Source organism: Porphyromonas sp. COT-052 OH4946 (assembly GCF_000765965.1).
In the GTDB taxonomy this organism is placed as follows: domain Bacteria; phylum Bacteroidota; class Bacteroidia; order Bacteroidales; family Porphyromonadaceae; genus Porphyromonas; species Porphyromonas gulae.
The window spans coordinates 1-25,712 of the sequence record NZ_JQZY01000017.1; the positions used below are offsets into that span (position 1 = coordinate 1).

Genomic DNA, 25,712 nt, shown 5'->3' on the forward strand with positions numbered 1-25,712 from the left:
GTACGAATTCGGCAATAAGGTCTCCATCATCCGCTCGGCTACGGGGCTTATTCTTGGTGCCCAATCATTTCGTAATGAGTATGATGGACACACGATAGAAGCCTCGTTGGCACAAGTAGAACGTCTCACACAGAGAAAGATCAAGATACTGGCAGGCGACAGGGGCTATCGGGGTAAGAAAGAGGTTAATGGCACTCAGATTTTAATACCGGATGTTCCCAANTCAAAAGAGCCATGAAGGCTCTTTTGCACCTGCTCAAAATAATAAGCGAAAAGCTAAGCGAGAGACCATCGATGAATGACTTCTCTCTTGCAAATGCTATTTAAGGGATGACTAAATAATTCAAATACATATATGTATTCGAGAGGGTGTTGGTGATCAAACAAATACAATCCGAAACCTAGCCATGGGAGTATTTTTTTTGCTATATTTGCGAACAATTAGGTGCTCTCCCGAAAGGCGTGTATTCCTACCGATAGAGCAACATAGCGTAGATTAAATATTTTGATAAAAGAAACAAAAGACATGTTATCCACTCTACTCCTGCCCAATGCTCATTCGAGCTTACTCGCACGAAATCGGTCGGCATATTTCATTGCCTACAAAAACAAATGCTAGTATGAAGAATAGAGCTTAATAGCTCTTATACCGACACCTCAAGACATAAGGCACCCGTTGCATTCGACCACGAATTCGACGGGTGCCTCCGTTTTATCGACTCACGAAATGAGCATCATAGACCAACGATTTATATAGAAATTATTTTCGACCTATATATTTATTGAAAACGATTTATATATAAAGTAAAAACGATCTATATATAAATCGAAAATGATTTGTATATAGATCATTAAGTGGCAGATTGAAAAATACCTTTTGATCTGGCAAAGTCTATTTTCAACTCTTTCTTGCCTCGTTTTATACTCCTCTATAGGTGCTTATTTAGAATCATTCCAAACACATCTTCGCTGTTGAAAACTTTTTTGGCACGTATTTTCATGACAGAAAAAGGATAATAAAAAAGAGAGAATCATACCCCATGAATGGATTGTAATATATCGACACTTAATATAAGAGCTATTAAAATTATCGGCCATTAGATTTTCAAAAGGAGATCGGAAGTAGATTGAAAGAAGCCATCGAATATACCTAAATAGGCACAAAAACGGAAAAAGAATACCTCAAAGTAGGTATTGGCCTGTCTGGTGGTGGCCAATACCTTTGTGTCGCTAATAACCAATGAGAAAAATCATTATGAAAAAACTTTTTTTAGCCTCCATGGCTTTCTTATGCGTATGGATATGGAATGCTGGTGCGCAGACAATGGCACCAAACTATTTCCATGCAAACCCACAACAGTTCAAACAAAGAATCGCAAAAGTAAAAAACTTCTCTTCTTGTTTTTTCTATGAATATGGGGTGAACAATCGCTTGAAAAAGATCCGTTCAGAAAACCAAACAGGACAAACTATTCAGGAAAGAGTATTCTCTTACAACGATGCCGGATACATGATTCGAGAGGAAGAATATGTGGGATTGGATCTGACTCTTTTGGGGAAATATGAGTATGAGCGGAACGATATGGGGTATATTACCCATTTCAAACGCCATATGCCCAATGAGAATCTGGAATTGGTCGAGGATATACGCATTGATTTCTTTTATGATACCGATATGAAACTGATCAAAGCAGAAATAGATGCATTTAACCATATGTCGAATGAGTGGTACGACCTGCGTACAACGAATCTTGTATACAACGAAAAAGGACTTCTAAAAGAAGTAATCCAGATAGACACTGAAAGCGGAGAAGAATTGAACAGAGAAATACTTACGTACAATAACGTCAATAAAATAGTCTCTATCAGATTTAAGCCAGGGCATGCAGGTATAGGAGAAGAAAAGGAGTGGATATTCGAATACGACAATGAGAATTTGGATATTATCAAAGCCGGGCGCGAAGATTTCTGGCGTTACTACCAGTATGACAAAGAAAAACTTGCCTCTGAAACATTTTTCCCAAAATCAAGTTTGGTTTATTTAGTATACTTCGGCCCCAAAGACTACATGGATTTTTCAGGTTTACCATCCATGAATAGTTATACGCATGCTGTGATCAAAGAGACTGAAAATGAGATGGAAGTTACTTACGAATCCAACGCCGCGTATAGTCTTACAATCATTCAGCCGGAAAACGGGGAGATAAAATTGACTGCCGATGGAGAATCTTTGAGCAGTGGTTCCATGCTGGTTGGAGGACATACGATCACCATCCACCCTACACCTGCTGATGGATATGAAGTCGATAAGGTATTGGTGAACGGACAAAGCATCGAAAAGCCGTATCAATTCGTTATTGAAAAGAATACTGAGGTGACTGCCTTGATGAAAAAGAGTAATGCTGCTGACGAGATCGCAGCACAAGACTTCCGCATCTATCCCGTACCAACCTCCAAAGATTTAACGATAGAAATACCGTTAGAAATGGTGGGAAAAGTGGCATCCCTCATAGATATGAACGGACGGATTGTTTACAGAATTATGCTTGATAATATCTTCCAGCAGATAGACATCAGCCATCTCAAAGGTGTTTTCCTCTTGCAGATCGGTGATATTACAGAAAGAGTGATCGTTCAATAACGACGCACGAGTACAGACAAAAAGATCGGGGCAGCATGGTGAGAGATTTTTTCTCTCTCCGATGCTGCCCCGATTGCTTTATTGTCTTTTCTATCCGAAAAAAAATTATATCTCGAAGTCTATACATGCCCGACCGTCCTTATACGGAGCTATCAACTCTCGAACGACGGTCATGTGAGCAGGATGCTCGGCATAGGCTTTGACATCGGCGAGACTATCAAGGTCTGCCTCCAGCATAAAGTCATACTCTTCGGTAGGATTCATATTGAGGCGAACGCTCATGCTTCGCAGGGGTTCTATTACCTGCACAAGGGCTTCCAGTGCATCCTTGATCAGGTGCAAGTGTTTCTTTTTGGCTTCTACAGAGTCAAAACCTGCCAACTTGAACATCACGATATGTTTAATCATAGTGCAGGAAGCTATAATTTTTCGGTGAGCAATTCGTCGTCTATATGCGAATCTTTATATCCGAGGAAATATAGGACCCCGTCAAGACCGACCGTGGAAAGGCTCTGCTGAGCTGTGGCCTTTACTTTCGGTTTGGCATTGAATGCAATACCGAGACCGGCAAGTCCAATCATAGGCAGGTCATTGGCTCCATCGCCTACGGCAACAGTCTGCATGAGGTCTATCTTCTCTACCTGAGCAATGAGCTTGAGCAGTTCGGCCTTGCGCTTGCCATCCACCACCTCACCAACATAACGGCCGGTGAGTTTACCGTCTTTTACCTCCAATTCATTGGCATAGACATAGTCGATCCCGAACTTCTTGGCCAAATAGTTGCCGAAGTACATGAATCCCCCGGAAAGGATAGCGATCTTGAAACCTACCATCTTGAGTATCTTCATCAGACGCTCCACCCCTTCAGTAATAGGAAGACTTTCGGCAATCTCTTGCATCACAGACACATCAAGCCCTTTCAGCAGAGCCACTCGCTGGCGGAAGCTCTCCGTAAAGTCGATTTCGCCTCTCATGGCACTCTCGGTAATGGCTTTGACCCGATCGCCTACACCGGCCCTGATAGCCAGTTCGTCTATGACCTCTGTCTGGATCAGCGTAGAGTCCATATCGAAGCAAATAAGACGACGCATACGGCGGAACATACTCTCACGCTGGAAAGAAATATCCATGTTGAGTTGAGAGGCCATTTCCATAAAGTTGCGCTGTAGCTTCTCTATATCCGTGGGAGTTCCACGCATGGAAAACTCTACACTTGCTTTGGGAGAGCGCTCTGTTTCATTGAGCGGAATACGTCCTGTCAGTCGCTTGATATCATCGATATTCAGTCCCTGCTCGGCACTGGATCGGGCAATGCCGGCAATCATTTCGGCCGTGATCTTTCGAGCTACGACGGTAATGATGTATCGGTTTCGTCCCTGCATCCCCACCCATTCGCTATAGGCTTCTTCTGTGATGGGTTCGAATCTGATAGTCACATCCAACTCATAGCTTTTGAACAAGAGGTCTTTCAGGATCGATCCCGAATGACTTTCGTCTGTCTGGAAGAGTATTCCGAGCGAGAGGTTATTGTGAATATCAGCTTGGCCGATATCCAGTATGAAGGCATTGTGCTTAGCCAGGATGGCAGTTAATTCAGCGGTAACACCCGGCTTATCTACTCCGTGGATGTTCGCTAAAATGAGTTTTCGTGTTGCACTCATATATGAGTTTTTATTTGATGAAAGATTTACGTACCCGAACTGCCCTGTGACATCTTATTTAAGTATCACTTTCGTGCGTACGATTTTGTTGTTTGCAGCTGTAACCTCAGCAATATAGGTGCCTCTTGGGAGAGATGCAACTCCGATAATGGCCAAATCGCCTGTCAGCTCGGTGGTTCTAATCAACTTACCGTTGAGGTCGAACAGAGAGAGACGAAGCAGTTGTGACCCTTCTATACGCAGAAAATCCGTGGCAGGACGAGGATAGATCTTGATCGCTTCGCTTACTGCGACATCGGTCAGAGCATTGCCCTGCATATCGGTATAGAAATAGTTGTAATCGCACACCTCGGACAAGCCGTCTCCGGAGTTATAGAAATACGTTTGCTTTGTACGCATATGCTTCATGAAACTGGGCAAAATAGGGCGGAAGAACTCTTCATGCGTGGGGAACAATACGGAAGATAAAGAGATCGACGTATCATATTCGAAGTTGTTGGCGTACTTGGTGACACCAAATTCATCTTGCTCCCAACGAATACAATTATGCTTATTGTCGTATGTATAACGGTGAGTAAACATTTCTACCCACTTGTTTTGAAGAGGAAGAAATACACTGTCACGAAGCAGTACAGCATCATTATTGGCATCAAACTCATATACCATTCTACCCGTTTCGATCAAGTCGGCCGATGGGTTTTCCTGAGTCATGATGTTTATTCTCGCGATCTTGTTGTTGCGATAGGTTATCGCACGACTTTGAAAATATCCATCGCTTGTTTCTGTCGTTGTTTCAAAAGGAAGATTGCTACCACAGAAATAGTTATAGAACTCCTTTCTTAAAGCGATCTCATCTGATGGGGAGTTCTTGAACTCCCGAAGGACCAACCGATCTCCATCGTATATGTAATCTTCCACTTGGCGCATCTGAAGAGCATTGTCCATATTCACATAATAGCGTACTTGTATCAATCTGTCATCCTCGTAGAAAAGCGAGTCTACATTAGAGACCATACCACCGATAGATCTCTGTATCTTGGTCGGTATGGTTCCTTCTTCATAGAAATAATCGAAAACTTCGCGAGAATCGGGAACACTGATCTTGTCCAACCGATAGCGTGCATCTCTTGCTATGCGAGTTTGTACATCTATTTGAGGGATTTGGGGAGACTGAGCAGATACGTTTTCTACGGCTACGAGTCCTGCAAAAAGGAAAAGAGAGAGTAATCGTTTCATTTGTTACTTGTTAGTTGCTGTTTTTATTTTTCCGAGCAAATATAATGTTTCATTCCATAAGTAAATCGCTCTTTGTGCGGTATCGGCATACAAATTTGACACCATAGAAGAGAGAGAGAAATACAAAAAAAGCCGTACTCGGTCTCTCGACCACGAGTACAGCCTCTTTTTGATGAGTGATTTTCCTTTTATTCCCTCTTACAAATGATCCGGAGAAGTCGCCGAATATAAAAGAGAGAAAGCCGTATTGCCCGAAGGTATTAGCCTACGAATTCGTCAGAAACGGTCAGTTTGGCACGGCCTTTTGCACGGCGAGCAGCCAATACACGACGGCCGTTTGCCGTTGCCATACGAGAGCGAAAGCCATGCTTGTTCAGTCTCTTACGGTTAGAGGGTTGATATGTTCTTTTCATTGCTCTTATATTGTTTTGTTAGTTATTCCTACACTTCGGGGTGCAAATATAGGGACTTTAATTTGATTCGCCAAAGTCTTTCAGCTCATTATAGAGCAAATGAACGGGTAGCCCCATGACATTGTAGAACGAACCCTCCACTCGCTGGATGGCGATATAGCCTATCCACTCCTGTATGCCGTACGAACCGGCTTTGTCATAGGGGCGGTAGCGTTCGAGGTAATAATCGATCTCCTCATCGCTCAGATGCGCGAAGGTTACCAGGCTGGAACACGAGAAAGCTCTTGTCTCCGACCGGTGGCTGACGCACACACCGGTCACCACCTGATGGGTACGCCCGCTTAATGTACGTAGCATCCGAGCAGCCTCCTCCCGGTCTTGCGGTTTGCTGAGAATGGCACCATCGATAATGACCACCGTATCGGCCGTAATCAACAAGGTCGTGTCCTGCATCATACCTTTCGATCGATAAGCCTCAGCCTTCATTCGAGCAAGATAGAGCGGTACTTTCTCCGGATCGAGGTCGGCAGGGTAATCTTCTGCGATGTCCGGCATGGCCTTTTGTTCGAATCGAATATCGAGACCGGAGAGGAGTTCTTTTCTTCGGGGCGATTGCGATCCGAGTACGATCTTATATTTCTTCAGATTGTCCAGCATAAAACAACAAGATTTTTTTCGATCAAAGAGACTTCCGTCCTCTACCATCCAAACCCATTTCCCTGTGCCCAGCAGCCTTGCGCCTTGAGCGTTTGCTCGATGACATCGCGGACGACGCCCTCTCCTCCTCGGCAATGGGATATGTATTTGGCCACCTGTTTGATCTCCGGCACTGCATCCGCCGGGGCAACGGGCAAAGCCACCCTCTGCATCACCGGCAGATCGGGTATATCGTCCCCTATATAGACTATCTCTTCGGCTTTCAACCCGGTCTCCTGCAAGAGGTGTTCGAGCTGCTCCACCTTGTTGGACGAACGCATATAGACATGTTTGATACCGAGATATTCTGCCCGTTTGGCTATGGCCGGACTGTATCCGCCCGTGATGATGGCCAGCAAGAAGCCTTGCTTGACGGCATATTGCATGGCATAACCGTCTTTTACATTCATCGTTCGCATAGGTTGGCCTTCGGCATCCATAGCCGAAACGGTATGGCTGATCACTCCGTCCACATCGAAGACGAATCCCCGTATGGACTTCAGGTCGAATGGAATACTACTCATGAGATTAAGATGGGGTTTATTGTTCTTTCGGTCCGTACATTTTCCGAATGCTATCGCTAAGCATCCGATAGATCTCCTGCCAATCCGGATATGGGTCGAGCAGACCGAGATGTTTTTGCAGAGTGTTTGTATCGTCTCTTTTGGCCGGCCCGGTCTGTGCCTCAGTGGCGGACATTTCCTGCACCTTGGCCGCAGTCTCTGCGATAAGAGGAGCCAGAGAGCGCGGTGGCAGGAAATGTGCGGCCAGCATTTGCTCACTTAGGGCATAGAGATGATTCGTGAAATTGCAGGCAAAAACAGCAGCCAAGTGGAGATAGAGTCGCTGCTCCGATGTACAGCGGAGAACGTCCCTGCTGATAAGACGAGCGACAGACTCCAACAGTCGTACCACGGCCTCATCGCTACCCTCTATATATATAGGTATGGAGGAATAGTCCACTCGGCGTTCGCGACTGAATGTCTGAAGCGGATAGAATACACCGATCGTCTCGTGATAAGGGCGCAGGGCATCCATCGGCATACTGCCTGCCGTATGCGCCCATATTCCCGTTGTGGACGGAAGGGCAGCAGCTACGGTTTCGAGGGCATGGTCGCTCACCGCAAGGAGATAAAGATCTGCATCGCAGATTAGCTCCTCTGCCCGGTCGGTAGCGGTTGCTCCCGGCAGCATGGATGCCAACCTCACGGCATGCTCGGCATTCCTGCTCCATACCTGAATGGGCGGATTGCCGGCTTCGGACAAGGCCAAAGCCGTTCGGGTAGCCAGATTTCCACTGCCGACAAGCACTATGCGCACGAAAGTATCGGGCAGTCCTACAGGATCAATCATGCGACACACTCTCCCAATCGGGATATTCGCCTATAAAAACGTTCTCCCACTTCAATTCCGATGCAGGGCGCGGATCCCTGTGCTCGGCTTTGTGTCCGATGGCAATGATACACAGGACTTCCAACTGATAGGGGATATTCAGCGTATTGCGCACATACTGAGTGGCCTCCTGCCCATTCGGTGTAAGCGATCCGAAGACCTGACACCAGCAGCTGCCCAGCCCCAGATCCTCCGCCTGCAGTTGGATATAGGTAGCGGCTATCGCAGCATCTTCGTGCCAACGCTCGGAAAACATGGGCGATCCCAGCACCACTACAGCCAAGGCAGCATCCGCCAAGAAACGGGAACCATGCTGCTTCATCAGGCTTAGCACTTGCAGCTTGTCACGGTCTTCCACCAGTATATACCGGGTCTGTTGCCTGTTCTTGCCGGATGGAGCGCGCAATGCTGCTGTCATCAGAGCCTGCACATCCTCGGGCAAAAGCTGCTCTTCCGAAAACTGTCGGATAGAGCGGCGATTCTCTATTAACTCTGCAAATGATTTCATATAGACAAAGATATACAAATAGCCCTCTTGGCTATCTTCCCATCTGCACGAGAAATAGCGACAAGGCAGTACGCCCGATCGAACCCGATGGACTCCACATCTTAAAAGGACTCGATCACGAGCAAGAAAAAGCCCATTTATGGCCCCCATAAAACGTAGTGCGAGAAAATTTCACTTTTGGAGGCCTTTGAAAAATTTATTGACAACCGCTTATTTTTTCAGACGTTTATATCGGTTTACTCGTCGCCGTTGGATTGTTTTTTTCAGGCCGGGAAAAGTTTCTCCGACAGCCGACAAAAATAAATTGCCCGGCCGGAAAAGCTATATCCAAAGCTTTCGTATATATAAACAAAGCCTTTGGATATATATTTGAAACCTTTGTTTATATATCCGAAGCCTTTGAATAAAGAATTGCATAGTGGCATTTTAACTTTTCCGTACTGCAGAAAAAACTTTTTCCGGCCGGGAACGATTGTTTCTTTTATTGCAGTGATCTGTGCCGTGTATACTACCTCCCTACGAACGAGTGCTCCGGCAAAGTATCCGCCTTCGTGAAGGCATGCGGTGCAGCACAGAATCCTTTTGCATCAGTACACGTCAATCTACTATCGCCTCCCCTCTTCGAGTATGCATGCAGAGGTACGGGAATATGGTTTGTGGTTGCGATGGGTTAGATTTATCTTTGTCGCAAAAGAAATCCTTATAAATATGGTGTACAAAGTTTTTTTGTCGCTCTGCATAGGCTTAGCCCTGACAGTAAGCACTGCCCTTCATGCCCGGAAAGTAGTATCCGGACATGCCCCCATCCAAGTAGAAACGCCTGCTCGCCCGTCGGGACAGAAGCACGTTTTGCAGTTAGTAACGCCCAAACTGGAAACGGTACGTATCGGGATCATCGGTCTCGGCATGCGTGGGCCGGGTGCAGTGGAGCGATTCACCCAAATCCCCGGAGCGCAAGTGGTAGCGCTGTGCGATGTGCTCCCCGAACGTGTGGAAAAAGCCCAAGAGATCCTCGTCAAAGCCGGACTACCCAAAGCGGCAGCATACTCCGGCAGTGAGGACGCCTGGAAGAAACTATGCGAACGCAAGGACATCGACCTCGTATATATCGTCACAGACTGGAAAACCCACGCCGAAATGGGCGTATATGCGATGGAGCACGGCAAGCATGCCGCCATCGAAGTGCCGGCAGCCATGACGCTCGAAGAGATATGGAAGCTCATCGACACTTCCGAGCGCACACGGAAACACTGTATCCAACTCGAAAACTGCGTATACGACTTTTTCGAGCTGACCACGCTGAATATGGCTCACCAAGGTGTATTCGGCGAGATCCTGCATGCAGAAGGGGCCTATATCCACAACCTCGAAGACTTCTGGCCCTACTACTGGAACAACTGGCGTCTGGACTACAACCGCAAGCATCGTGGCGATGTATATGCCACCCATGGTATGGGTCCGGCGTGCCAACTGCTCGACATCCATCGCGGCGACCGCATGAAGACCATCGTAGCCATGGACACGAAAGCCGTGAACGGGCCGGCATACATCAAGAAGAAGACCGGAGAGGTGGTGACCGACTTCCAAAACGGCGACCAGACAACCTCGCTCATCCGCACGGAAAAGGGCAAGACCATCCTCATCCAGCACAATGTAATGACTCCCCGCCCCTATAGCCGCAAGTACCAAGCCGTGGGAACAGACGGATTTGCAGACAAATACCCGCTGGAGATGTACTGCCTCCGTCCCACGCAAGTGGACTCCAACATAGCCCCTGACCACGAAAAGCTCAATGCCCACGGCCCCGTATCGGAGGAGGTGAAGAAGGCTTTGATGGAAAAATACAAACACCCCATCCATCGCGAGCTGGAAGAGACAGCGAAGAAAGTAGGCGGACACGGCGGCATGGATTACATCATGGACTATCGTCTCATCTATTGCCTCCGCAATGGCCTGCCCCTCGATATGGATGTGTACGATCTGGCCGAATGGTGTTGTCTGGCGGAGCTAAGCCGCATCTCCATCAAAAACGGCTCTGCCCCCGTAGCCATCCCCGATTTCACGCGTGGCAATTGGGATAAAGTAAAGGGCTACCGGCACGCAATGGCAGAGTAAAGACAATCGGACACTATGAGGAATTTCCTATTGGCACTTGCGGCAACTTTGACTGCCGCAAGTGTCGTTTTCGGTGCAGAGGCACAGATCGCAGAGTCGGGGCTTCCATACTGGAAAGACATTCGTACAGTAAGCGTAAACAAAGAACCGGCGCGTTCGTCCTTCATGACCTATGCCGACCGAAGCGAAGCTCTCACCGGCAAGTATGAGAAGAGTTCGTACTATCGTCTTCTGAACGGCACGTGGCGATTCTTCTATGCCGAGAGCGAGGCACATCTGCCTGCCGGCATAACGGATAGCTCGGCAAATACAGACGGATGGTACGACATCCAAGTCCCCGGCAACTGGGAGATACAGGGGCACGGTGTGGCCATCTACACCAATCACGGATACGAGTTCCAGCCTCGCAATCCGCAGCCGCCCAAGCTGCCGGAGGCCAACCCCGTAGGAGTATATCGGCGCGAGATAGAAGTACCCACGGACTGGATGGAGCGCGACATCTATCTCCATATAGCCGGAGCCAAGTCCGGACTCTACGTCTATATCAACGGGCAGGAAGTCGGCTACAGCGAAGACTCCAAGAATCCGGCCGAATTTCTCATCAATCCGTATATCCATGCCGGAAAAAACATACTCACGCTCAAGATCTATCGTTGGAGTACCGGCTCGTATCTGGAGTGTCAGGACTTCTGGCGCATCAGTGGCATCGAACGCGATGTATTCCTCTATGCACAGCCCAAGGCGGCAGTGAAGGATTTCAGGATCAAATCTACACTCGATGATAGCTACCGCAATGGTATATTCTCCCTGAAAGCCGACTTGCGAAACCGCCGTAGCGAAGCCTCCGAGCTGTCTCTGACGTACGAGCTGCTCGATGCCGAAGGGAAGGCTATCGCCACCGAAACCCGTTCGACCCTCATAGCTGCCGGCGGAGAGAGCACCCTCTCTTTCCAAGCTCGGCCGAATGCGGTACATACATGGACGTCGGAGCATCCCTACCTCTATAAGCTCTTGATGACGGTACGGGAGAATGGCCAAGTCACCGAGGTAATACCGTTCCGTGTCGGCTTTCGCAGGATCGAAATCAAGCCGATAGAGGAAAAAGCGGCCAACGGTATGCCCTACGTATGCTTCTTTGTCAATGGACAGCCCATCAAGCTTAAAGGGGTCAATATGCACGAACATAATCCCGTCACCGGTCATTACGTACCCGAGGAGCTGATGCGCCGGGATTTGGAGCTGATGAAGCAGCACAATCTGAATGCCGTCCGGCTGGCACACTACCCGCAAGATCGCCGTTTCTACGAGCTGTGCGACGAATACGGACTCTACGTGTACGACGAGGCCAATATCGAAAGCCACGGCATGTACTACAACCTGCGCCGTGGGGGCACCTTGGGCAATAACCCTGAGTGGCTGAAGCCTCATATGGATCGTATAGCGAATATGTTCGAACGCAACAAGAATCATCCATGTGTCACAATTTGGTCGCTCGGCAATGAAGCAGGCAACGGGTACAACTTCTATCAGGCCTATCTCTGGCTGAAAGAGGCCGATCGCGATCTGATGGCGCGCCCCGTAAACTACGAGCGTGCCCAATGGGAGTGGAATACGGACATGTATGTGCCCCAATATCCCGATGCGAAATGGTTGGAAGGCATCGGGCAGGCCGGTAGCGATCGCCCTGTGATCCCCTCGGAATACGCTCATGCCATGGGCAATTCCACCGGCAACCTGTGGGGGCAGTGGCAGGCTATCTACAAGTACCCCAACCTCCAAGGCGGCTTCATCTGGGACTGGGTGGATCAGGGCATCCTGCGCACTGACGATAAGGGGAAATCCTATTGGGCTTATGGAGGAGACTTCGGAGTGGATGCACCGAGCGATGGCAACTTCCTTTGCAACGGACTGGTCAATCCCGACCGCACTCCCCACCCTGCCATGCAGGAGGTGAAGTATGTACATCAAAACATAGGCTTCGAAGCAGTGGATGCAGCCAAGGGACACTTCCGCATCACGAATCGATTTTACTTCACCAACCTCAAGAAATATCACCTGCGCTATACGGTATCAGCCAATGGCAAAGCCATGCAAAGCAAGGTCATCAGCTTAGATCTGGCCCCTCAGACTTCATCGGATATTACCATACCCGTAGCTAAGCTCAAGCCGATGGCCGGTGTAGAATACTTTGTCGATTTCAGCGTGCAGACTCTACAAGCAGAGCCACTGATTCCCGCAGGATACGAGATCGCCTACGATCAATTCCGACTTCCCATCGAAGCCCAAAAGACTACCTACCGTGCCGCAGGCCCTACCCTACGCACAAGCACAGAAGGAGATGAATTGAGGGTCGTTTCGTCCAAAGTCCATTTCGTTTTCAACAAAAAGAGTGGATTGGTAACCTCTTATAGGGTGGATGGTCAGGAGTTTTTCCAAGACGGATTCGGCATACAGCCCAATTTCTGGCGTGCCCCCACCGACAACGACTACGGCAACGGTGCTCCACGACGCCTGCAGATATGGAAGGAGTCGAGCCGAGACTTCCATGTAGTCGAGGCAGGATTAGCCACCGAAGGGAATGCCGTCCTGCTCAAAGCGACCTATCTGCTTGATGCCGGCAACCTCTATGGCCTGACCTATAAAATATATCCCGATGGCGTGGTGAACGTGAAAGTCCGATTCTCTTCGACGGATATGGAGACCGACGAATACGAATGGTCCGAAGCTACCCGAACCGCTACATTCTCCCCCGGCAGAGAAGCTCTGCGCAAGGAAGCTTCTTCCCTCGAAGTGCCTCGTATAGGTGTGCGCTTCCGCCTTCCTGCGGATATGAATGAGGTACGATACTTCGGAAGAGGGCCGGATGAGAACTATATCGACCGCAATTACGGGGCGACCGTAGGCTTGTACACTACTGCTGCCGACAGGATGTACTATAACTATGTACGTCCGCAAGAGAACGGGCATCGTACCGATACACGCTGGCTGATGCTGCACGGACGAGGCTTGGGCTTGGGCATAGTAGCCGACGAAACGATCGGCTTCAACGCTCTTCGGCAAGCTATCGAGGACTTCGATTCGGAAGAAGCCAAGCACAGACCTTACCAATGGAACAACTTTTCACCGGCCGAGATACAAAGCCGAGATGAGAGCAAAGCTCGCAACGTCCTCCGTCGGCAGCATCACGTCAATGATGTGCCCGTGCGCGACTTCGTAGAGGTGTGCGTGGATATGAAACAACAAGGAGTAGGAGGATACGATAGCTGGTCGGCTCTTCCCGAACCTCAGCACCGCCTACCGGCCAATCGGGAATACAGTTGGGGCTTTACCCTTCTTCCGGTACGGTCAGCCAGCCAAATGACCACTGCCACCCGATACGCCTACTAAGCGACAGGAATAGTGAAACCAACGAGAGTATCACCCACACTCATAGATCTATACAGAATAAAATACAGCATAACGCATGAAGCAACTGAATGAAATAGTAGCACATTTCCACACCGAGGGAGGCGTGGCAGAGATCCTACCCTTAGGTGCCGGTCTTATCAATGATACTTACAAGGTAGTAACAGCCGAAGCCGATGCACCTGACTACGTTTTGCAACGAATCAATCACACCATATTCAAAGATGTGGAAATGCTACAGGCCAATATTACGGCCGTAACTGCACACATCCGGCACAAGCTGACCGAATCGGGAGCCGATGATATCGAACGCAAAGTGCTCACCCTCGTCACAAGCGATGGGGACAAGACATATTATTACGATGGAGGAAACTATTGGCGGATGATGGTTTTCATTCCCCGAGCACAAACCTTCGAGGCGGTAACACCCGAATACTCGCGATATGCAGGACAAGCATTCGGCAACTTCCAAGCCATGCTGTCGGATTTACCCGACAAATTGGGCGAAACCATTCCCGATTTCCATAATATGGAGTTCAGGCTCAGCCAGCTACACGATGCCTTGAAGGCTGATCCGGCAGGGCGCGTTGAGGAAGTTCGTTACTATATCGATGAAATAGAAAAGCGAGCAGAGGAAATGTGCAAGGCAGAGCGTCTGCATCGCGAAGGAAAACTGTCCAAACGGGTATGTCACTGCGACACGAAGGTAAACAACATGCTTTTCGACGAAGACGGACATGTACTTTGCGTCATCGACCTCGACACCGTAATGCCGAACTTTATCTTCTCCGACTATGGCGACTTTCTCCGTACCGGAGCCAATACCGGCGAGGAGGACGACAAAGACCTCGACCGTGTAAACTTCGACATGGAAATCTTCAAGGCCTTTACCGAAGGATACCTGAAGGGGGCAAGCTCTTTCCTCACCGACATCGAAATAGAGAATCTCCCGTACGCCGCGGCACTCTTTCCCTATATGCAGTGTGTACGCTTCCTGACGGACTACATCAACGGTGATATGTATTATAAGATCAAGTACCCCGAGCACAATCTGGTGCGTACTCGTGCACAGTTCAAGCTGCTACAGAGCGTGGAGGAGTACATGCCTCAGATGCAAGCATTTATCAACCAATGCCTTGGCCGATAAGCCTTTTACCCCATACGAATAGGATGTATCTTTTTGTCAATTCGGTACTACGAAAGTTTTGTACCTTAGCGCGCATGAAAAAGACCAATCTGTTTTTGTCCCTGCTGGTGATCTTTATCACCGGCAGCTTTATGACTGCCTGTGCACAGAAGTCCAAGACAAACAAACTCACCGAAGAAGATCGGAGCCGCAATGAGTATGTACAGTCGATGGATGTGCTTAGCAATATCATCGGTAACGTCAGGCTGTATTTCGTCGACACCATAAGTATCAATCAAATGACTCGGCGCGGTATAGATGCGATGTTGGGGGGGCTTGATCCCTATACCGAATATATTCCTTACGAGGAAATGGATGAACTGAAACTGATGACTACAGGTGAGTATGCCGGAGTCGGAGCTATCATATCGCAGCGACCCGACAGCTCTGTGATCATCCAACGCCCTATGGAGGGAATGCCCGCAGACGAAGCAGGGTTGATAGCCGGCGACCGCATCCTGACCATCGATGGTAAAGACTTCCGAAAATCCACCACACCGAAAGTAAGCCAAGCACTGAAAGGCATAGCCGGTACCGTTGCAAATGTGACAGTGATGCGCTACGGCGAGACCAAACCGCGCACTTTTTCGGTAAAACGAAGAAAAGTGATCATGAACTCTGTCACTTACAGCGGTATGCTCGATGGTTCGGTAGGATATATTCGGCTGAACAACTTTACGGACAAAAGTGCTGAAGAGGTGCGTTTGGCTCTATTGGATCTGCGCGACAAGCAAGGAGCGAAAAGTCTCGTTTTGGACTTGAGAGGCAATGGTGGTGGACTGATGCAGGCCGCCATAGAGATAGTCAATCTGTTTGTCCCCAAAGGTAAAGAGGTGGTAACTACCAAGGGGCGCATCGCAGAGTCGGCATCCGTATTCCGCACATTGGCAGAACCGCTCGACACGAAGCTCCCGATTGTAGTCCTGATCGACGGCCAATCGGCATCCTCCTCTGAGATTGTAGCCGGAGCACTGCAAGACATGGACAGGGCCGTACTGATGGGACAAAAGAGCTATGGCAAAGGGCTGGTACAAACTACGCGCCAGCTTCCATACAATGGTGTAATCAAATTGACCACAGCCAAATACTACATCCCAAGCGGACGGTGCATCCAGCGCATGGACTACAGCCGCACCAATCGGACGGGTGTGGCTACAGCTATTCCTGACAGCCTGCACAAAATCTTTTACACCGCTGCCGGAAGACGCGTAGAAGATGCGGGAGGAATCTTGCCCGATATCGAGGTCAAACAAGATACAGCTGCTACACTACTTTATTATATAGCAGTCAACAATGACGTATTCGATTTCGTTACAGGTTATGTGCTCAAGCATAAAACGATTGCCAAGCCGGAGGATTTTTCGATAACGAGCGAAGACTATGCGGCTTTCTGTAAGATGATGGAAGAAAAGAAGTTCGACTATGACCGTCAGAGCGGCAAGATGCTTGACAAACTGGAGGAATTGGCCAAGATAGAAGGCTACCTGCCCGAAGCCAATTCGGAACTTAAAGCTCTACGCGAAAAGCTAAAACCCAACCTGTCGCGCGACCTGCTACGATTCAAGAAAGAGATAACCAACTATCTGAACAACGAAATTGTTACCCGCTATTATTACGAGCGAGGCAGCATCCGCCAGAGTTTGCCGGAAGACAAGGTAGTCAAAGAAGCTATTAAGCTGCTGAAAGACCATCCGGAACAAATTCGACAGATCCTTGCCGGCCCGAAAGCAGAGAGTAAGGGATAAGCCTAAAAAGAGGGTATTACAGAATAGAACTCCGAACGTTTTGCACAAAATCGACGGAGTTCGTTTGTTTGCGATTGTCAAGCTCATCGTTCAAGAAAGCCTTATTATTCTTGGTTTCAAAAGGTCTTAGCGGAGAAGTGAACAAATGGATTATGCAAAAATTGTTGCTCTACACAAACCTTGCGGAGCTTTCATGGTTAAATATATTAGTCGTACTTTTGCGCGCATAGATAAGTATGTAGAGACTTATACCCTCTACCGAACAAGAAACGAAATAGACAACATAACGATATGATCAAAATTACCTTTCCCGATGGCAACTTCCGCGAATATGAAGCGGGAGTTACTGGTTGGGATATAGCCGGTAGCATCAGCCCACGTTTGCAGCAAGATGTATTGGCTGCAGGCGTAAACGGACAAACGTGGGATCTGCATCGCCCGATCAATGAAGATGCAGAAGTGAAGTTATTCAAATGGGACGATGCGGAAGGCAAGCATGCATTTTGGCACTCCAGTGCCCACTTGATGGCCGAAGCATTGGAAGAATTGTATCCGGGTATTAAATTCGGCATCGGACCTGCTATCGAAAACGGGTTCTACTATGACGTGGATCCGGGCGAAGGCATTTCTATCAAAGATGCCGACCTCCCTGCCATTGAAAAAAGAATGCAGGATTTGGCTGCTCGCAAAGAAACAATCATTCGACGCGATATAGCCAAGGCCGACGCTCTTCGGATGTTTGGAGATAAGGATGACCAATATAAAGTGGAACTGATCAGCGAACTTGCTGACGGCACGATTACAACCTATACGCAAGGTGGTTTTACCGACCTTTGCCGTGGCCCGCACTTGCCCAATACCGGTTACATCAAAGCGATCAAGCTTCTAAGCGTAGCCGGCGCATATTGGCGCGGTGACGAAAAAAGAAAACAGCTGACGCGAATCTACGGGATCACCTTCCCCAAGAAAAAGATGTTGGATGAATATCTCGAACTTTTGGAAGAAGCCAAGAAGCGTGACCACAGAAAGATTGGCAAGGAGCTTGAGCTGTTTGCTTTCTCTCAGAATGTAGGTGCCGGTTTGCCACTTTGGTTACCCCGTGGCACACAGTTGCGTTTGCGTCTGGAAGATTTTCTAAAGCAAATACAGAAGCACTTTGGCTACCAACAGGTAATGACGCCGCATATCGGCAATAAGAATCTCTACATCACCTCCGGGCACTACGCCAAATACGGACAGGATTCTTTCCGCCCGATCAATACACCGCAGGAGGGAGAAGAGTTCATGCTAAAACCGATGAACTGTCCTCACCACTGTGAGATATTCAAGATCACACCACACTCCTACCGCGATCTGCCGATTCGTTTGGCCGAGTTCGGAACAGTATATCGTTACGAACAAAGCGGAGAGTTGCATGGGCTGACACGTGTAAGAGGTTTCACGCAGGACGACGCACACCTGTTCTGCCGTCCGGATCAGCTCAAAGAAGAATTTTGCAAGGTGATGGATATCATTTTCATCATCTTCAAGGCTCTTGATTTCAAAAACTTCGAAGCACAGATATCACTTCGGGATAAAGTAAACCGAGAGAAGTATATCGGAAGCGAAGAGAATTGGGAGCGTGCCGAGCGCGCAATCATCGAGGCTTGTGAAGAAAAAGGTCTCCCCGCTGTCATAGAATACGGTGAAGCTGCGTTCTATGGTCCCAAGTTGGACTTTATGGTCAAAGATGCATTGGGTCGTCGTTGGCAGTTGGGAACCATTCAGGTGGATTACAACCTGCCCGAACGATTCGACCTAGAGTACACCGGTGAAGACAATAAAAAGCATCGCCCTGTGATGATCCATCGTGCACCGTTCGGTTCGATGGAGCGTTTCGTTGCTGTACTCATAGAGCACACAGCAGGTAAATTTCCGCTTTGGCTCACGCCTGATCAGGTTGTTGTCCTGCCCGTAAGCGAGCGCTTCAACGAGTATGCTCATCGTGTGGCTAAAGAATTGAACCAGCGAGATATCCGCGTACAGGTGGACGACAGGAATGAAAAGGTCGGACGAAAAATACGGGACAATGAGTTGAAACGTATTCCGTATATGCTCATCGTTGGCGAAAATGAAAGCCAGAAGGAAGAGGTATCAGTACGCAAACAAGGCGAAGGAGATATGGGTATTATGAAAATTACTACCTTTGCCGAGCTTATCGAGAAAGAAGTGGATGATATGATTAGCGCTTGGCGTAAAGATTATCAAAACTAAAGCTTCCTTTTTCAGAAACAATAATAAGGTAACAACAATTCAAACAATTATCAAAGGGGAAATCGGCATAACCGGCCCTTCCCCCTCTTAAACATTTTGAATGGCAATCGATAAAACGAAGAATCAACATCGGATCAACGAAGCAATCCGAGTGAAAGAGGTGCGTCTCGTCGGTGACAATGTGGAGCAAGGTGTGTACAACATCCAAGAAGCACGACGCATTGCCGAAAGCCAAGATTTGGATTTAGTCGAGATCTCACCAAATGCTGATCCGCCCGTATGCCGTGTTACCGACTATCAGAAGTTTGTTTACCAACTGAAGAAGAAGGCTAAAGAACAGAAAGCCAAATCGGTGAAAATCGTAATCAAGGAGATCCGTTTCGGACCCCAGACGGACGACCACGATTACAACTTCAAGCTCAAACATGCGAAAGAGTTTTTGCAAGAAGGATCTAAGGTAAAAGCTTACGTATTTTTCCGTGGACGTTCAATCCTTTTCAAGGAGCAAGGAGAAGTTCTTTTGCTTCGTTTTGCCAATGATTTGGAAGACTTTGCTCGCGTAGAGCAAATGCCTATTTTGGAAGGTAAGCGTATGACTATCATGCTTACGCCCAAATCCGCATCAAAAAAAGGACATACACCACCGAAAACGCAGGTGGAGACTTCTAAACAAGTCAAAGAATCCGTAGAAACCGAAGAAGAATAAAAAACACCGCTGTCCGACAAGACCTGTCCTACAGCAGTGGAATAACAAGAAGTGTTTAATAATAATAGTGTTGGAAAATGCCTAAATTGAAGACTAACTCCGGTGCCAAAAAGAGGTTCGCCCTTACCGGAACAGGTAAAATCAAGCGTAAGCACGCTTTCAAGAGTCACATCTTGACAAAGAAAACGAAGAAGCAAAAGCGTAACCTCACCTACTTCTCCACAGTACACAAGGTAGATGAGAATGCCGTTAAGCAACTCCTTTGTCTCCGATAACAAACTCTTTCAAAGCAAACTAACAACGATTTTTTTAACAGAGAGGCATGCTTTATCAAGTGCGTAGGTTTATTAAAACCGAAGCCGCTGCCAATCAAAAACAATTAGTATTATGCCAAGATCAGTCAATCACGTTGCATCACGAGCTAAACGCAAAAGAATTCTGAAGCTCACACGCGGATATTTTGGTGCTCGTAAGAATGTATGGACGGTTGCTAAGAACACGTGGGAAAAAGGTTTGACCTACGCCTATCGCGACCGTAAGAACAAAAAACGTAATTTCCGTGCTCTGTGGATACAGCGTATCAACGCTGCAGCTCGTTTGGAAGGGATGTCATATTCTCGCCTGATGGGTGCTCTCCATGCAAACGGTATCGAAATCAACCGCAAAGTTCTCGCTGATTTGGCGATGAACCACCCTGAAGCTTTCAGAGCTATTGTAGCCAAAGTAAAAAACTAAATGCTTGCCACACCTCTTATTGAGGTGGTGGTCAAAGTAACATAAAGAAGATGTGTCAAAAAGATTTTGGCACATCTTTTTTGTTTCATACGTACTACTGGCAAAGTAGAGAAGAGAGACAGGAGTGCGCAAGGGACTAAAAACAGACTATGCCGAAGGGAGACTTCTCTCTTCGGCATAGTCATTTGTAAGACTTTGTGACCCGGGCGGGATTCAAACCCGCGACCTTCAGAACCGGAATCTGACGCTCTATTCAGCTAAGCTACCAGGCCTTTTTGCTGCACAAAAGTACAAAATTCTTTCCGTTTGGGATTGATTTCTGTCAAGTGGCTTACCGCTTGCGACGGAAAAAGAAGCTCAGATGCTTCATGATCGACTTCTTGCTACCGTAGTAATGCATCATAATCAAGAATCTTTCTTTGAGCGAAGCCTTATGGTTTTTATAGGTTACACCTCTTCTATCGTCCAAAGAGTGTACCAAGATCATCTCTGTATTCACCACATTGCGAGCCGCCTGAAGAATGCGAATGCACCAATCGAAATCGGCTGAAAACCGATATTTCAAATTATATGGAGGTGCAATCAATCGCTTAGCAATAAAAGCCTGGTGACAAACCAACATCCCATCGGCAAAACTTCTCCATTGAAGTTCGAAAGGAGGACGAAGTCGTCGCAAACCTTTCTCCTTACCGTCGGCATCAATCAACATGGTATCACCGTAAAGAACATCTGGCAATCCCATTGAAGAGCCTTTAATACCGTTGGCTATCGTCTCGACAAGCTCATTGGATGGCAAAAGATCGCCCGCATTCAGAAACCAAACATAGTCTCCCGTAGCCATACGGAGTCCCTTATTCATAGCATCGTATAATCCTTTGTCCGATTCGCTGATTAGTTTGATATCCGAAGACAGCGAACGTACTACCTCAGCTGTATTGTCGGGAGAAGCTCCATCAACAACAATGTATTCTATATTAGGGTATGTCTGCGAAAGTACACTTTGGGCTGTTTTGGCAATAACGTCCCTTGCACAATAGCAGACTGTAATAATTGAAAAAACAAGTTTATTCTCTTCCATAATATTCCCCAAAGGATAGGTATCGGATCTCGACACACAAATTCACGCAGCAAGAAATGCTTGCAAAAGCATCACTTACCGAATTAAAAACTCAAGCGATTCCTATTTTGTTCGCCTGGGATTATGCGTTGCTGTTTCGAATATGGTGCGCAAATTATTCGAAATTGAACGTAAGCATAATCATTCGAGTGCGTGCCTGCCTGATGGACTGCGTATAGATGAGCTTATAATCATCCAAAAGATCGGGACGTTCGTGCATAATAACGTCGGGAAAGCCAAAACTAAAGCGCAGTTCGGGACACAACTTGAAAAATGGCAGGTAAAAATCGCAACCGAGGCCGATCTGTACCCCATAATCATTGGCTTTGGTATAAATCTCCAACCCCTTCTTTCGCCCCAACTCCATGGTCCAATAAGGACCACCAATGATGTATGGACGTATATTATTCAGGCGTCTGGAACTGTATTTCAGCAGCAAAGGAAACTCCAAATAATTGGATCGAACCGAGAAAGATGCCACAGACTTCTCTCCATCGGAAAAGACGAATTGCTTGTCCCCGAAGTGCAAGGCCGGCAGGAGACGCAAATTCAAATTAGGCAAGAGGAACATATCGCCGATCACGCCAACGGAAAACCCGGGCGAATACTTGGAGATTTGGGCAAATATCGGAGCCGATGTACTTCCCTCCGGCACGAATCCGTTGTTCGAGATAACTAAATCCTGGGCATGCATCCCTACATGGAATCCAAGATGATAGCGTTTGTAGTCCGCATAGGGACGATTCTGCACTTTTTCCGTTTGCGCCGAAAGGGTACGACCGGCCAAAGCACAGATCAGACAAAGGAGAGCGATTCTCAACGAAAAACGTGAATTATATAAGAATTGCATCTGAGGGAATAATCTTCAATTCTTTATTTGGTGTGTAAAACCAACGTCTTATGCAGCAAAGATATTGTATTTTTGCGCGAATCGGTGTTAGAACGCCTCGTTCGTGGATTCGCACAACTCACCTCACAACAATAATTATGGAAGTAATACACTTAGGTGCCGAGCACTCTCTTCTCAATAGATTCGTCATGGAGATGCGCGATGTCACCATTCAGAACGATCGACTGCGCTTTCGTCGCAATATAGAACGTGTGGGAGAAGTAATGGCCTATGAGATAAGCAAGAAGATGACGCAGCAGGTGCGTACCGTCACTACTCCTTTGGGGGAAGCCGAGTGCATCGTCCCACAGGACAAAGTAGTGCTGGCTACGATCCTTCGGGCAGGATTACCTTTCCATCATGGCTTTCTGAACTATTTCGACTATTGCGAAAACGCCTTTGTATCCGCCTACAGGAAATACAAGGACCGTCTGAATTTCGACATCCACATCGAATACATAGCCTCCCCGGACATCACGGACAAGGTCCTCATCATATCCGATCCCATGCTCGCCACAGGCAGCTCCATGGAACTGGCCTACAAAGCACTACTGACCAAAGGCAATCCGAAGCACATCCATATAGCCAGCATAATAGCCAGCCAGCAAGCCGTAGACTATATACGCGGTGTCATGCCGGAGAATACTACAATATGGATTGCAGCCATCGACCCCATCATCGACGAGCATTCCTATATCGTACCGGGATTAGGCGACGCAGGCGATTTGGCCTATGGCGAGAAGCTTTGAGCCACGGCCTGTAGAACTGCTTGCTCCGGCCAAAGATCTTGCCACGGGTCGGGCGGCAATCCTCCACGGTGCCGATGCCGTGTATATCGGTGCTCCGTCTTTTGGCGCGCGAGCTTCCGCAGGAGTATCGATAGAGGATATAGGCCGGCTGGCATACTTCGCACGACTTTATCGTGCCAAAGTATATGTAGCACTCAACACGATCCTGTACGACGATGAGCTTCCCGAGGCCGAACGCATCGCATGGGAGCTTTATCGGGCAGGAGCAGATGCCCTGATCGTACAGGACATGTCTCTATGTCGTCTAAGCCTCCCACCTATAGCCCTCCATGCCAGTACACAATGCGATATCCGCACTGTGGAGAAAGTCCGGATGTTCCAATCCCTGGGCTATGAGCAGGTGGTATTAGCCAGAGAGCTGTCTCTCCCCGAAATCCGCAAGATAGCTGACTCCACATCAGTGGTATTGGAAGCCTTTGTACATGGCGCACTCTGTGTGAGTCTGAGCGGTCAGTGCTACCTCTCCGAAGCACTGACCGGACGCAGTGCCAACCGAGGAGCTTGTGCCCAGCTTTGCAGACTGCCCTATACGATGATCGATGCCGATGGAAAGGTAATCCGAAGCAATCAGCATCTCCTTTCCTTGAAAGACTTGAATCGCTCTGCTGAACTGGAGTCGATGCTTGAGGCTGGTATCTCTTCGTTCAAGATCGAAGGCAGACTGAAAGGCATCTCCTATGTCAAAAACGTAACAGCTCACTATCGCCGTCTTCTGGACGAACTCATCAGCCGCTACCCCGAACGCTATTGCAGGGCCTCATCGGGACGGTGCTCTTTCGTTTTCCACCCCGCTCCCGAAAAGAGCTTCAACCGCGGCTTCACCGATCTGCTTCTGAGCGGCAAACGGGATACGGACTCCCTCATCACACCCGAATCGAACAAAAGCCGAGGAGCCTATATCGGCCGAGTGACCGCCGTAAAGAGGGACAAGATCAGTATCCGACTACGATCCGACAATACGGAATCCAAAACCTCTCTGGCCAATGGCGATGGTCTCTACCTCCTGCATCCTGACGGCAGCATGAGTGGCACACGCATCAATGTGGTCTTGCCCGACGGCAGCATACAGGTGGACAATCCTGCCGGCATCGTACCGGGCACAAACGTATTCCGCAATTACGACATTCGCTTCGAGAAAGCACTCTCACAGGACAACTCGGCCGTCCGCCTCATTCCCGTATCCCTTACTCTGACGGACGTTCCGGAAGGCTTCTCCCTATTGATAGAAGCAGACGGCTATCCACCGGCAAAGGGCACGATAGCGGCCGCCCACGAGCCTGCCAATCGGTTCGATGAAGAGCAGATCCGCAAGAATCTGTCCAAATTAGGAGGCACACCACTTGAAGCCTTCTCGGTCAATATCCGGCTCAGTCACGACTATTTCATTCCGCTTTCCCTCATTGGTCAGCTAAGGAGAGAAGCAGTTCAGTCTTTCATTGAGACAGCCTCGGCTATGCCCGAGCGCAAGGGAAACGCCGTTGCACGACACCGCAAACCTCCTACGGCAGACTGTCCGCGCGAGGGAGACCAGAGCCTTTCCTTTTTGGCCAACGTGGCGAACAAGGAAGCAGAAGCCTTCTACCGGCAGATGGGATATACCGCCATCGCCCCCACCTTCGAACACTCGCACCCCCAAGGCGTCCCACTTATGTTTTCGAAGCACTGTCTTCGCTACCACTTGGGATACTGCCCCACTTTCCAACACAAGAAATCGCCGTACAGAGAACCGTATTATCTGGTTCATGGCGACAGCCGCCTGCGATTGGAGTTCGACTGCCGACACTGCCAAATGCTGGTCTACCTTGACAAGCAGATCCAATAAAAGTCAAAAAAAGCCAAACCTTAGGAGGCGGTGAGAGCGAAGCGACATCGCCAATCATCTTTCCAGATCCCAAGCCTTTTGGTTCGTATTTTTTCTCAACTCACAAACCGAAAAACGTGGGGCGAGAACGTTTTTGTTTTGGTGCGAGAAGCAAAAAATTCCCGCGCCAAAACGAAAAAGTTTACGCGCGTGTTTACACGAAAACTCAGGCCACAATCCGCCTGTTTTTGGCTCGTGATCTCTCTGTAAGCCATGCCGCTTCCACCGGGTTCGACCTCCTTTTCCGTGAACACGAATTAAACTTATTTCTCTTTTCCCCTCTATTTCAGTTGTAGGGTAAATCGTAAAATACCATTTCGGAGAATGGGAACGATAGCGCCTAT

At 48.2% G+C, this 25,712-nt stretch carries 23 protein-coding genes, 1 tRNA gene and 1 pseudogene; 13 read left to right on the forward strand and 12 right to left on the reverse strand.

Going from position 1 to position 25,712, the window contains the following annotated elements; all coding sequences use genetic code 11:
* Positions 1–232: pseudogene (locus HQ50_RS07285) on the forward strand (IS5/IS1182 family transposase); the annotation flags it as partial.
* 1,023 nt (positions 233–1,255) lie between these two features.
* The gene (locus HQ50_RS07290) at positions 1,256–2,641 is read left to right on the forward strand and encodes a T9SS type A sorting domain-containing protein (RefSeq protein WP_235317954.1); all 1,386 of its coding nucleotides are present in this window, start codon (positions 1,256–1,258) and stop codon (positions 2,639–2,641) included.
* Between the two features lie 105 nt (positions 2,642–2,746).
* Here HQ50_RS07290 and HQ50_RS07295 read toward each other — a convergent pair whose 3' ends face one another.
* From HQ50_RS07295 to HQ50_RS07330, 8 genes are all read right to left on the reverse strand, one after another.
* On the reverse strand, positions 2,747–3,049 hold the full coding sequence (locus HQ50_RS07295; RefSeq protein WP_039420566.1) for a Dabb family protein: 303 nt from the start codon (positions 3,047–3,049) through the stop codon (positions 2,747–2,749).
* A gap of 11 nt (positions 3,050–3,060) precedes the next feature.
* Positions 3,061–4,302 (reverse strand): protein-serine phosphatase SerB, encoded by a 1,242-nt coding sequence (gene serB / locus HQ50_RS07300; RefSeq protein ID WP_039420568.1) that lies wholly within the window; start codon positions 4,300–4,302, stop codon positions 3,061–3,063.
* Between the two features lie 54 nt (positions 4,303–4,356).
* Entirely contained in the window at positions 4,357–5,538 is a 1,182-nt protein-coding gene (locus HQ50_RS07305; protein ID WP_039429387.1) for a T9SS type A sorting domain-containing protein, read from the reverse strand.
* Between the two features lie 260 nt (positions 5,539–5,798).
* Positions 5,799–5,951 carry a 50S ribosomal protein L34 gene (gene rpmH / locus HQ50_RS07310; RefSeq protein ID WP_004585205.1) on the reverse strand — a complete coding sequence of 51 codons (153 nt, stop codon included), beginning with the start codon at positions 5,949–5,951 and terminating at the stop codon, positions 5,799–5,801.
* A gap of 57 nt (positions 5,952–6,008) precedes the next feature.
* Positions 6,009–6,608, reverse strand: a complete 600-nt coding sequence (locus tag HQ50_RS07315) for a Maf-like protein (protein ID WP_039429389.1) — start codon at positions 6,606–6,608, stop codon at positions 6,009–6,011.
* Between the two features lie 41 nt (positions 6,609–6,649).
* The gene (locus HQ50_RS07320) at positions 6,650–7,171 is read right to left on the reverse strand and encodes an HAD family hydrolase (RefSeq protein ID WP_004585207.1); all 522 of its coding nucleotides are present in this window, start codon (positions 7,169–7,171) and stop codon (positions 6,650–6,652) included.
* A 16-nt stretch (positions 7,172–7,187) separates the two neighbouring features.
* The gene (locus HQ50_RS07325) at positions 7,188–8,000 is read right to left on the reverse strand and encodes a Rossmann-like and DUF2520 domain-containing protein (RefSeq protein WP_052074919.1); all 813 of its coding nucleotides are present in this window, start codon (positions 7,998–8,000) and stop codon (positions 7,188–7,190) included.
* Entirely contained in the window at positions 7,993–8,547 is a 555-nt protein-coding gene (locus tag HQ50_RS07330; protein WP_018964844.1) for a nitroreductase family protein, read from the reverse strand. The genes HQ50_RS07325 and HQ50_RS07330 overlap by 8 nt, the downstream gene beginning before the upstream one ends.
* A gap of 708 nt (positions 8,548–9,255) precedes the next feature.
* On the opposite strand from HQ50_RS07330, the gene HQ50_RS07335 reads away from it, so the two are divergent.
* The 8 genes from HQ50_RS07335 to rplT all read left to right on the forward strand — a co-directional run bounded on the left by HQ50_RS07335 (position 9,256) and on the right by rplT (position 20,692).
* On the forward strand, positions 9,256–10,662 hold the full coding sequence (locus tag HQ50_RS07335; RefSeq protein WP_039429390.1) for a Gfo/Idh/MocA family protein: 1,407 nt from the start codon (positions 9,256–9,258) through the stop codon (positions 10,660–10,662).
* Between the two features lie 15 nt (positions 10,663–10,677).
* Positions 10,678–14,049, forward strand: a complete 3,372-nt coding sequence (locus HQ50_RS07340) for a glycoside hydrolase family 2 TIM barrel-domain containing protein (protein ID WP_039429393.1) — start codon at positions 10,678–10,680, stop codon at positions 14,047–14,049.
* Positions 14,050–14,125: 76 nt separating this feature from the next.
* Positions 14,126–15,214 carry a phosphotransferase enzyme family protein gene (locus tag HQ50_RS07345; protein WP_039429394.1) on the forward strand — a complete coding sequence of 363 codons (1,089 nt, stop codon included), beginning with the start codon at positions 14,126–14,128 and terminating at the stop codon, positions 15,212–15,214.
* 74 nt (positions 15,215–15,288) lie between these two features.
* Positions 15,289–16,998, forward strand: a complete 1,710-nt coding sequence (locus HQ50_RS07350) for a S41 family peptidase (protein ID WP_039429395.1) — start codon at positions 15,289–15,291, stop codon at positions 16,996–16,998.
* 291 nt (positions 16,999–17,289) lie between these two features.
* Entirely contained in the window at positions 17,290–19,251 is a 1,962-nt protein-coding gene (gene thrS / locus HQ50_RS07355) for a threonine--tRNA ligase (RefSeq protein WP_039429397.1), read from the forward strand.
* A 100-nt stretch (positions 19,252–19,351) separates the two neighbouring features.
* The gene (infC, locus tag HQ50_RS07360) at positions 19,352–19,957 is read left to right on the forward strand and encodes a translation initiation factor IF-3 (RefSeq protein WP_018964837.1); all 606 of its coding nucleotides are present in this window, start codon (positions 19,352–19,354) and stop codon (positions 19,955–19,957) included.
* Positions 19,958–20,034: 77 nt separating this feature from the next.
* Positions 20,035–20,232, forward strand: a complete 198-nt coding sequence (gene rpmI, locus HQ50_RS07365; RefSeq protein ID WP_004584226.1) for a 50S ribosomal protein L35 — start codon at positions 20,035–20,037, stop codon at positions 20,230–20,232.
* A gap of 112 nt (positions 20,233–20,344) precedes the next feature.
* Positions 20,345–20,692 carry a 50S ribosomal protein L20 gene (gene rplT, locus HQ50_RS07370; protein WP_012457918.1) on the forward strand — a complete coding sequence of 116 codons (348 nt, stop codon included), beginning with the start codon at positions 20,345–20,347 and terminating at the stop codon, positions 20,690–20,692.
* A 198-nt stretch (positions 20,693–20,890) separates the two neighbouring features.
* On the opposite strand, the gene HQ50_RS07375 is transcribed toward rplT, so the two are convergent.
* The 3 genes from HQ50_RS07375 to HQ50_RS07385 all read right to left on the reverse strand — a co-directional run bounded on the left by HQ50_RS07375 (position 20,891) and on the right by HQ50_RS07385 (position 22,659).
* Positions 20,891–20,964 (reverse strand) — tRNA-Arg (locus HQ50_RS07375).
* A gap of 59 nt (positions 20,965–21,023) precedes the next feature.
* Positions 21,024–21,770 (reverse strand): glycosyltransferase family 2 protein, encoded by a 747-nt coding sequence (locus tag HQ50_RS07380; protein ID WP_018964836.1) that lies wholly within the window; start codon positions 21,768–21,770, stop codon positions 21,024–21,026.
* Positions 21,771–21,924: 154 nt separating this feature from the next.
* Positions 21,925–22,659 (reverse strand): porin family protein, encoded by a 735-nt coding sequence (locus HQ50_RS07385; protein WP_039429399.1) that lies wholly within the window; start codon positions 22,657–22,659, stop codon positions 21,925–21,927.
* 137 nt (positions 22,660–22,796) lie between these two features.
* Between HQ50_RS07385 and upp the strand changes: the two genes are divergently transcribed.
* Positions 22,797–23,447 (forward strand): uracil phosphoribosyltransferase, encoded by a 651-nt coding sequence (upp, locus tag HQ50_RS07390; RefSeq protein ID WP_018964834.1) that lies wholly within the window; start codon positions 22,797–22,799, stop codon positions 23,445–23,447.
* Positions 23,431–25,329 carry a U32 family peptidase gene (locus HQ50_RS07395; RefSeq protein ID WP_039429401.1) on the forward strand — a complete coding sequence of 633 codons (1,899 nt, stop codon included), beginning with the start codon at positions 23,431–23,433 and terminating at the stop codon, positions 25,327–25,329. The genes upp and HQ50_RS07395 overlap by 17 nt, the downstream gene beginning before the upstream one ends.
* A gap of 95 nt (positions 25,330–25,424) precedes the next feature.
* Here the strand turns inward: HQ50_RS07395 and HQ50_RS12620 are convergent, their stop codons facing one another.
* Positions 25,425–25,499 carry a DUF1661 domain-containing protein gene (locus HQ50_RS12620; RefSeq protein WP_369794175.1) on the reverse strand — a complete coding sequence of 25 codons (75 nt, stop codon included), beginning with the start codon at positions 25,497–25,499 and terminating at the stop codon, positions 25,425–25,427.
* On the opposite strand from HQ50_RS12620, the gene HQ50_RS11410 reads away from it, so the two are divergent.
* Complete coding sequence (locus HQ50_RS11410; RefSeq protein ID WP_235290047.1) at positions 25,471–25,578, forward strand: DUF1661 domain-containing protein; 108 nt, start codon at positions 25,471–25,473, stop codon at positions 25,576–25,578. The two genes, HQ50_RS12620 and HQ50_RS11410, sit on opposite strands and share 29 nt — an antisense overlap.
* Positions 25,579–25,712 lie beyond the last annotated feature (134 nt).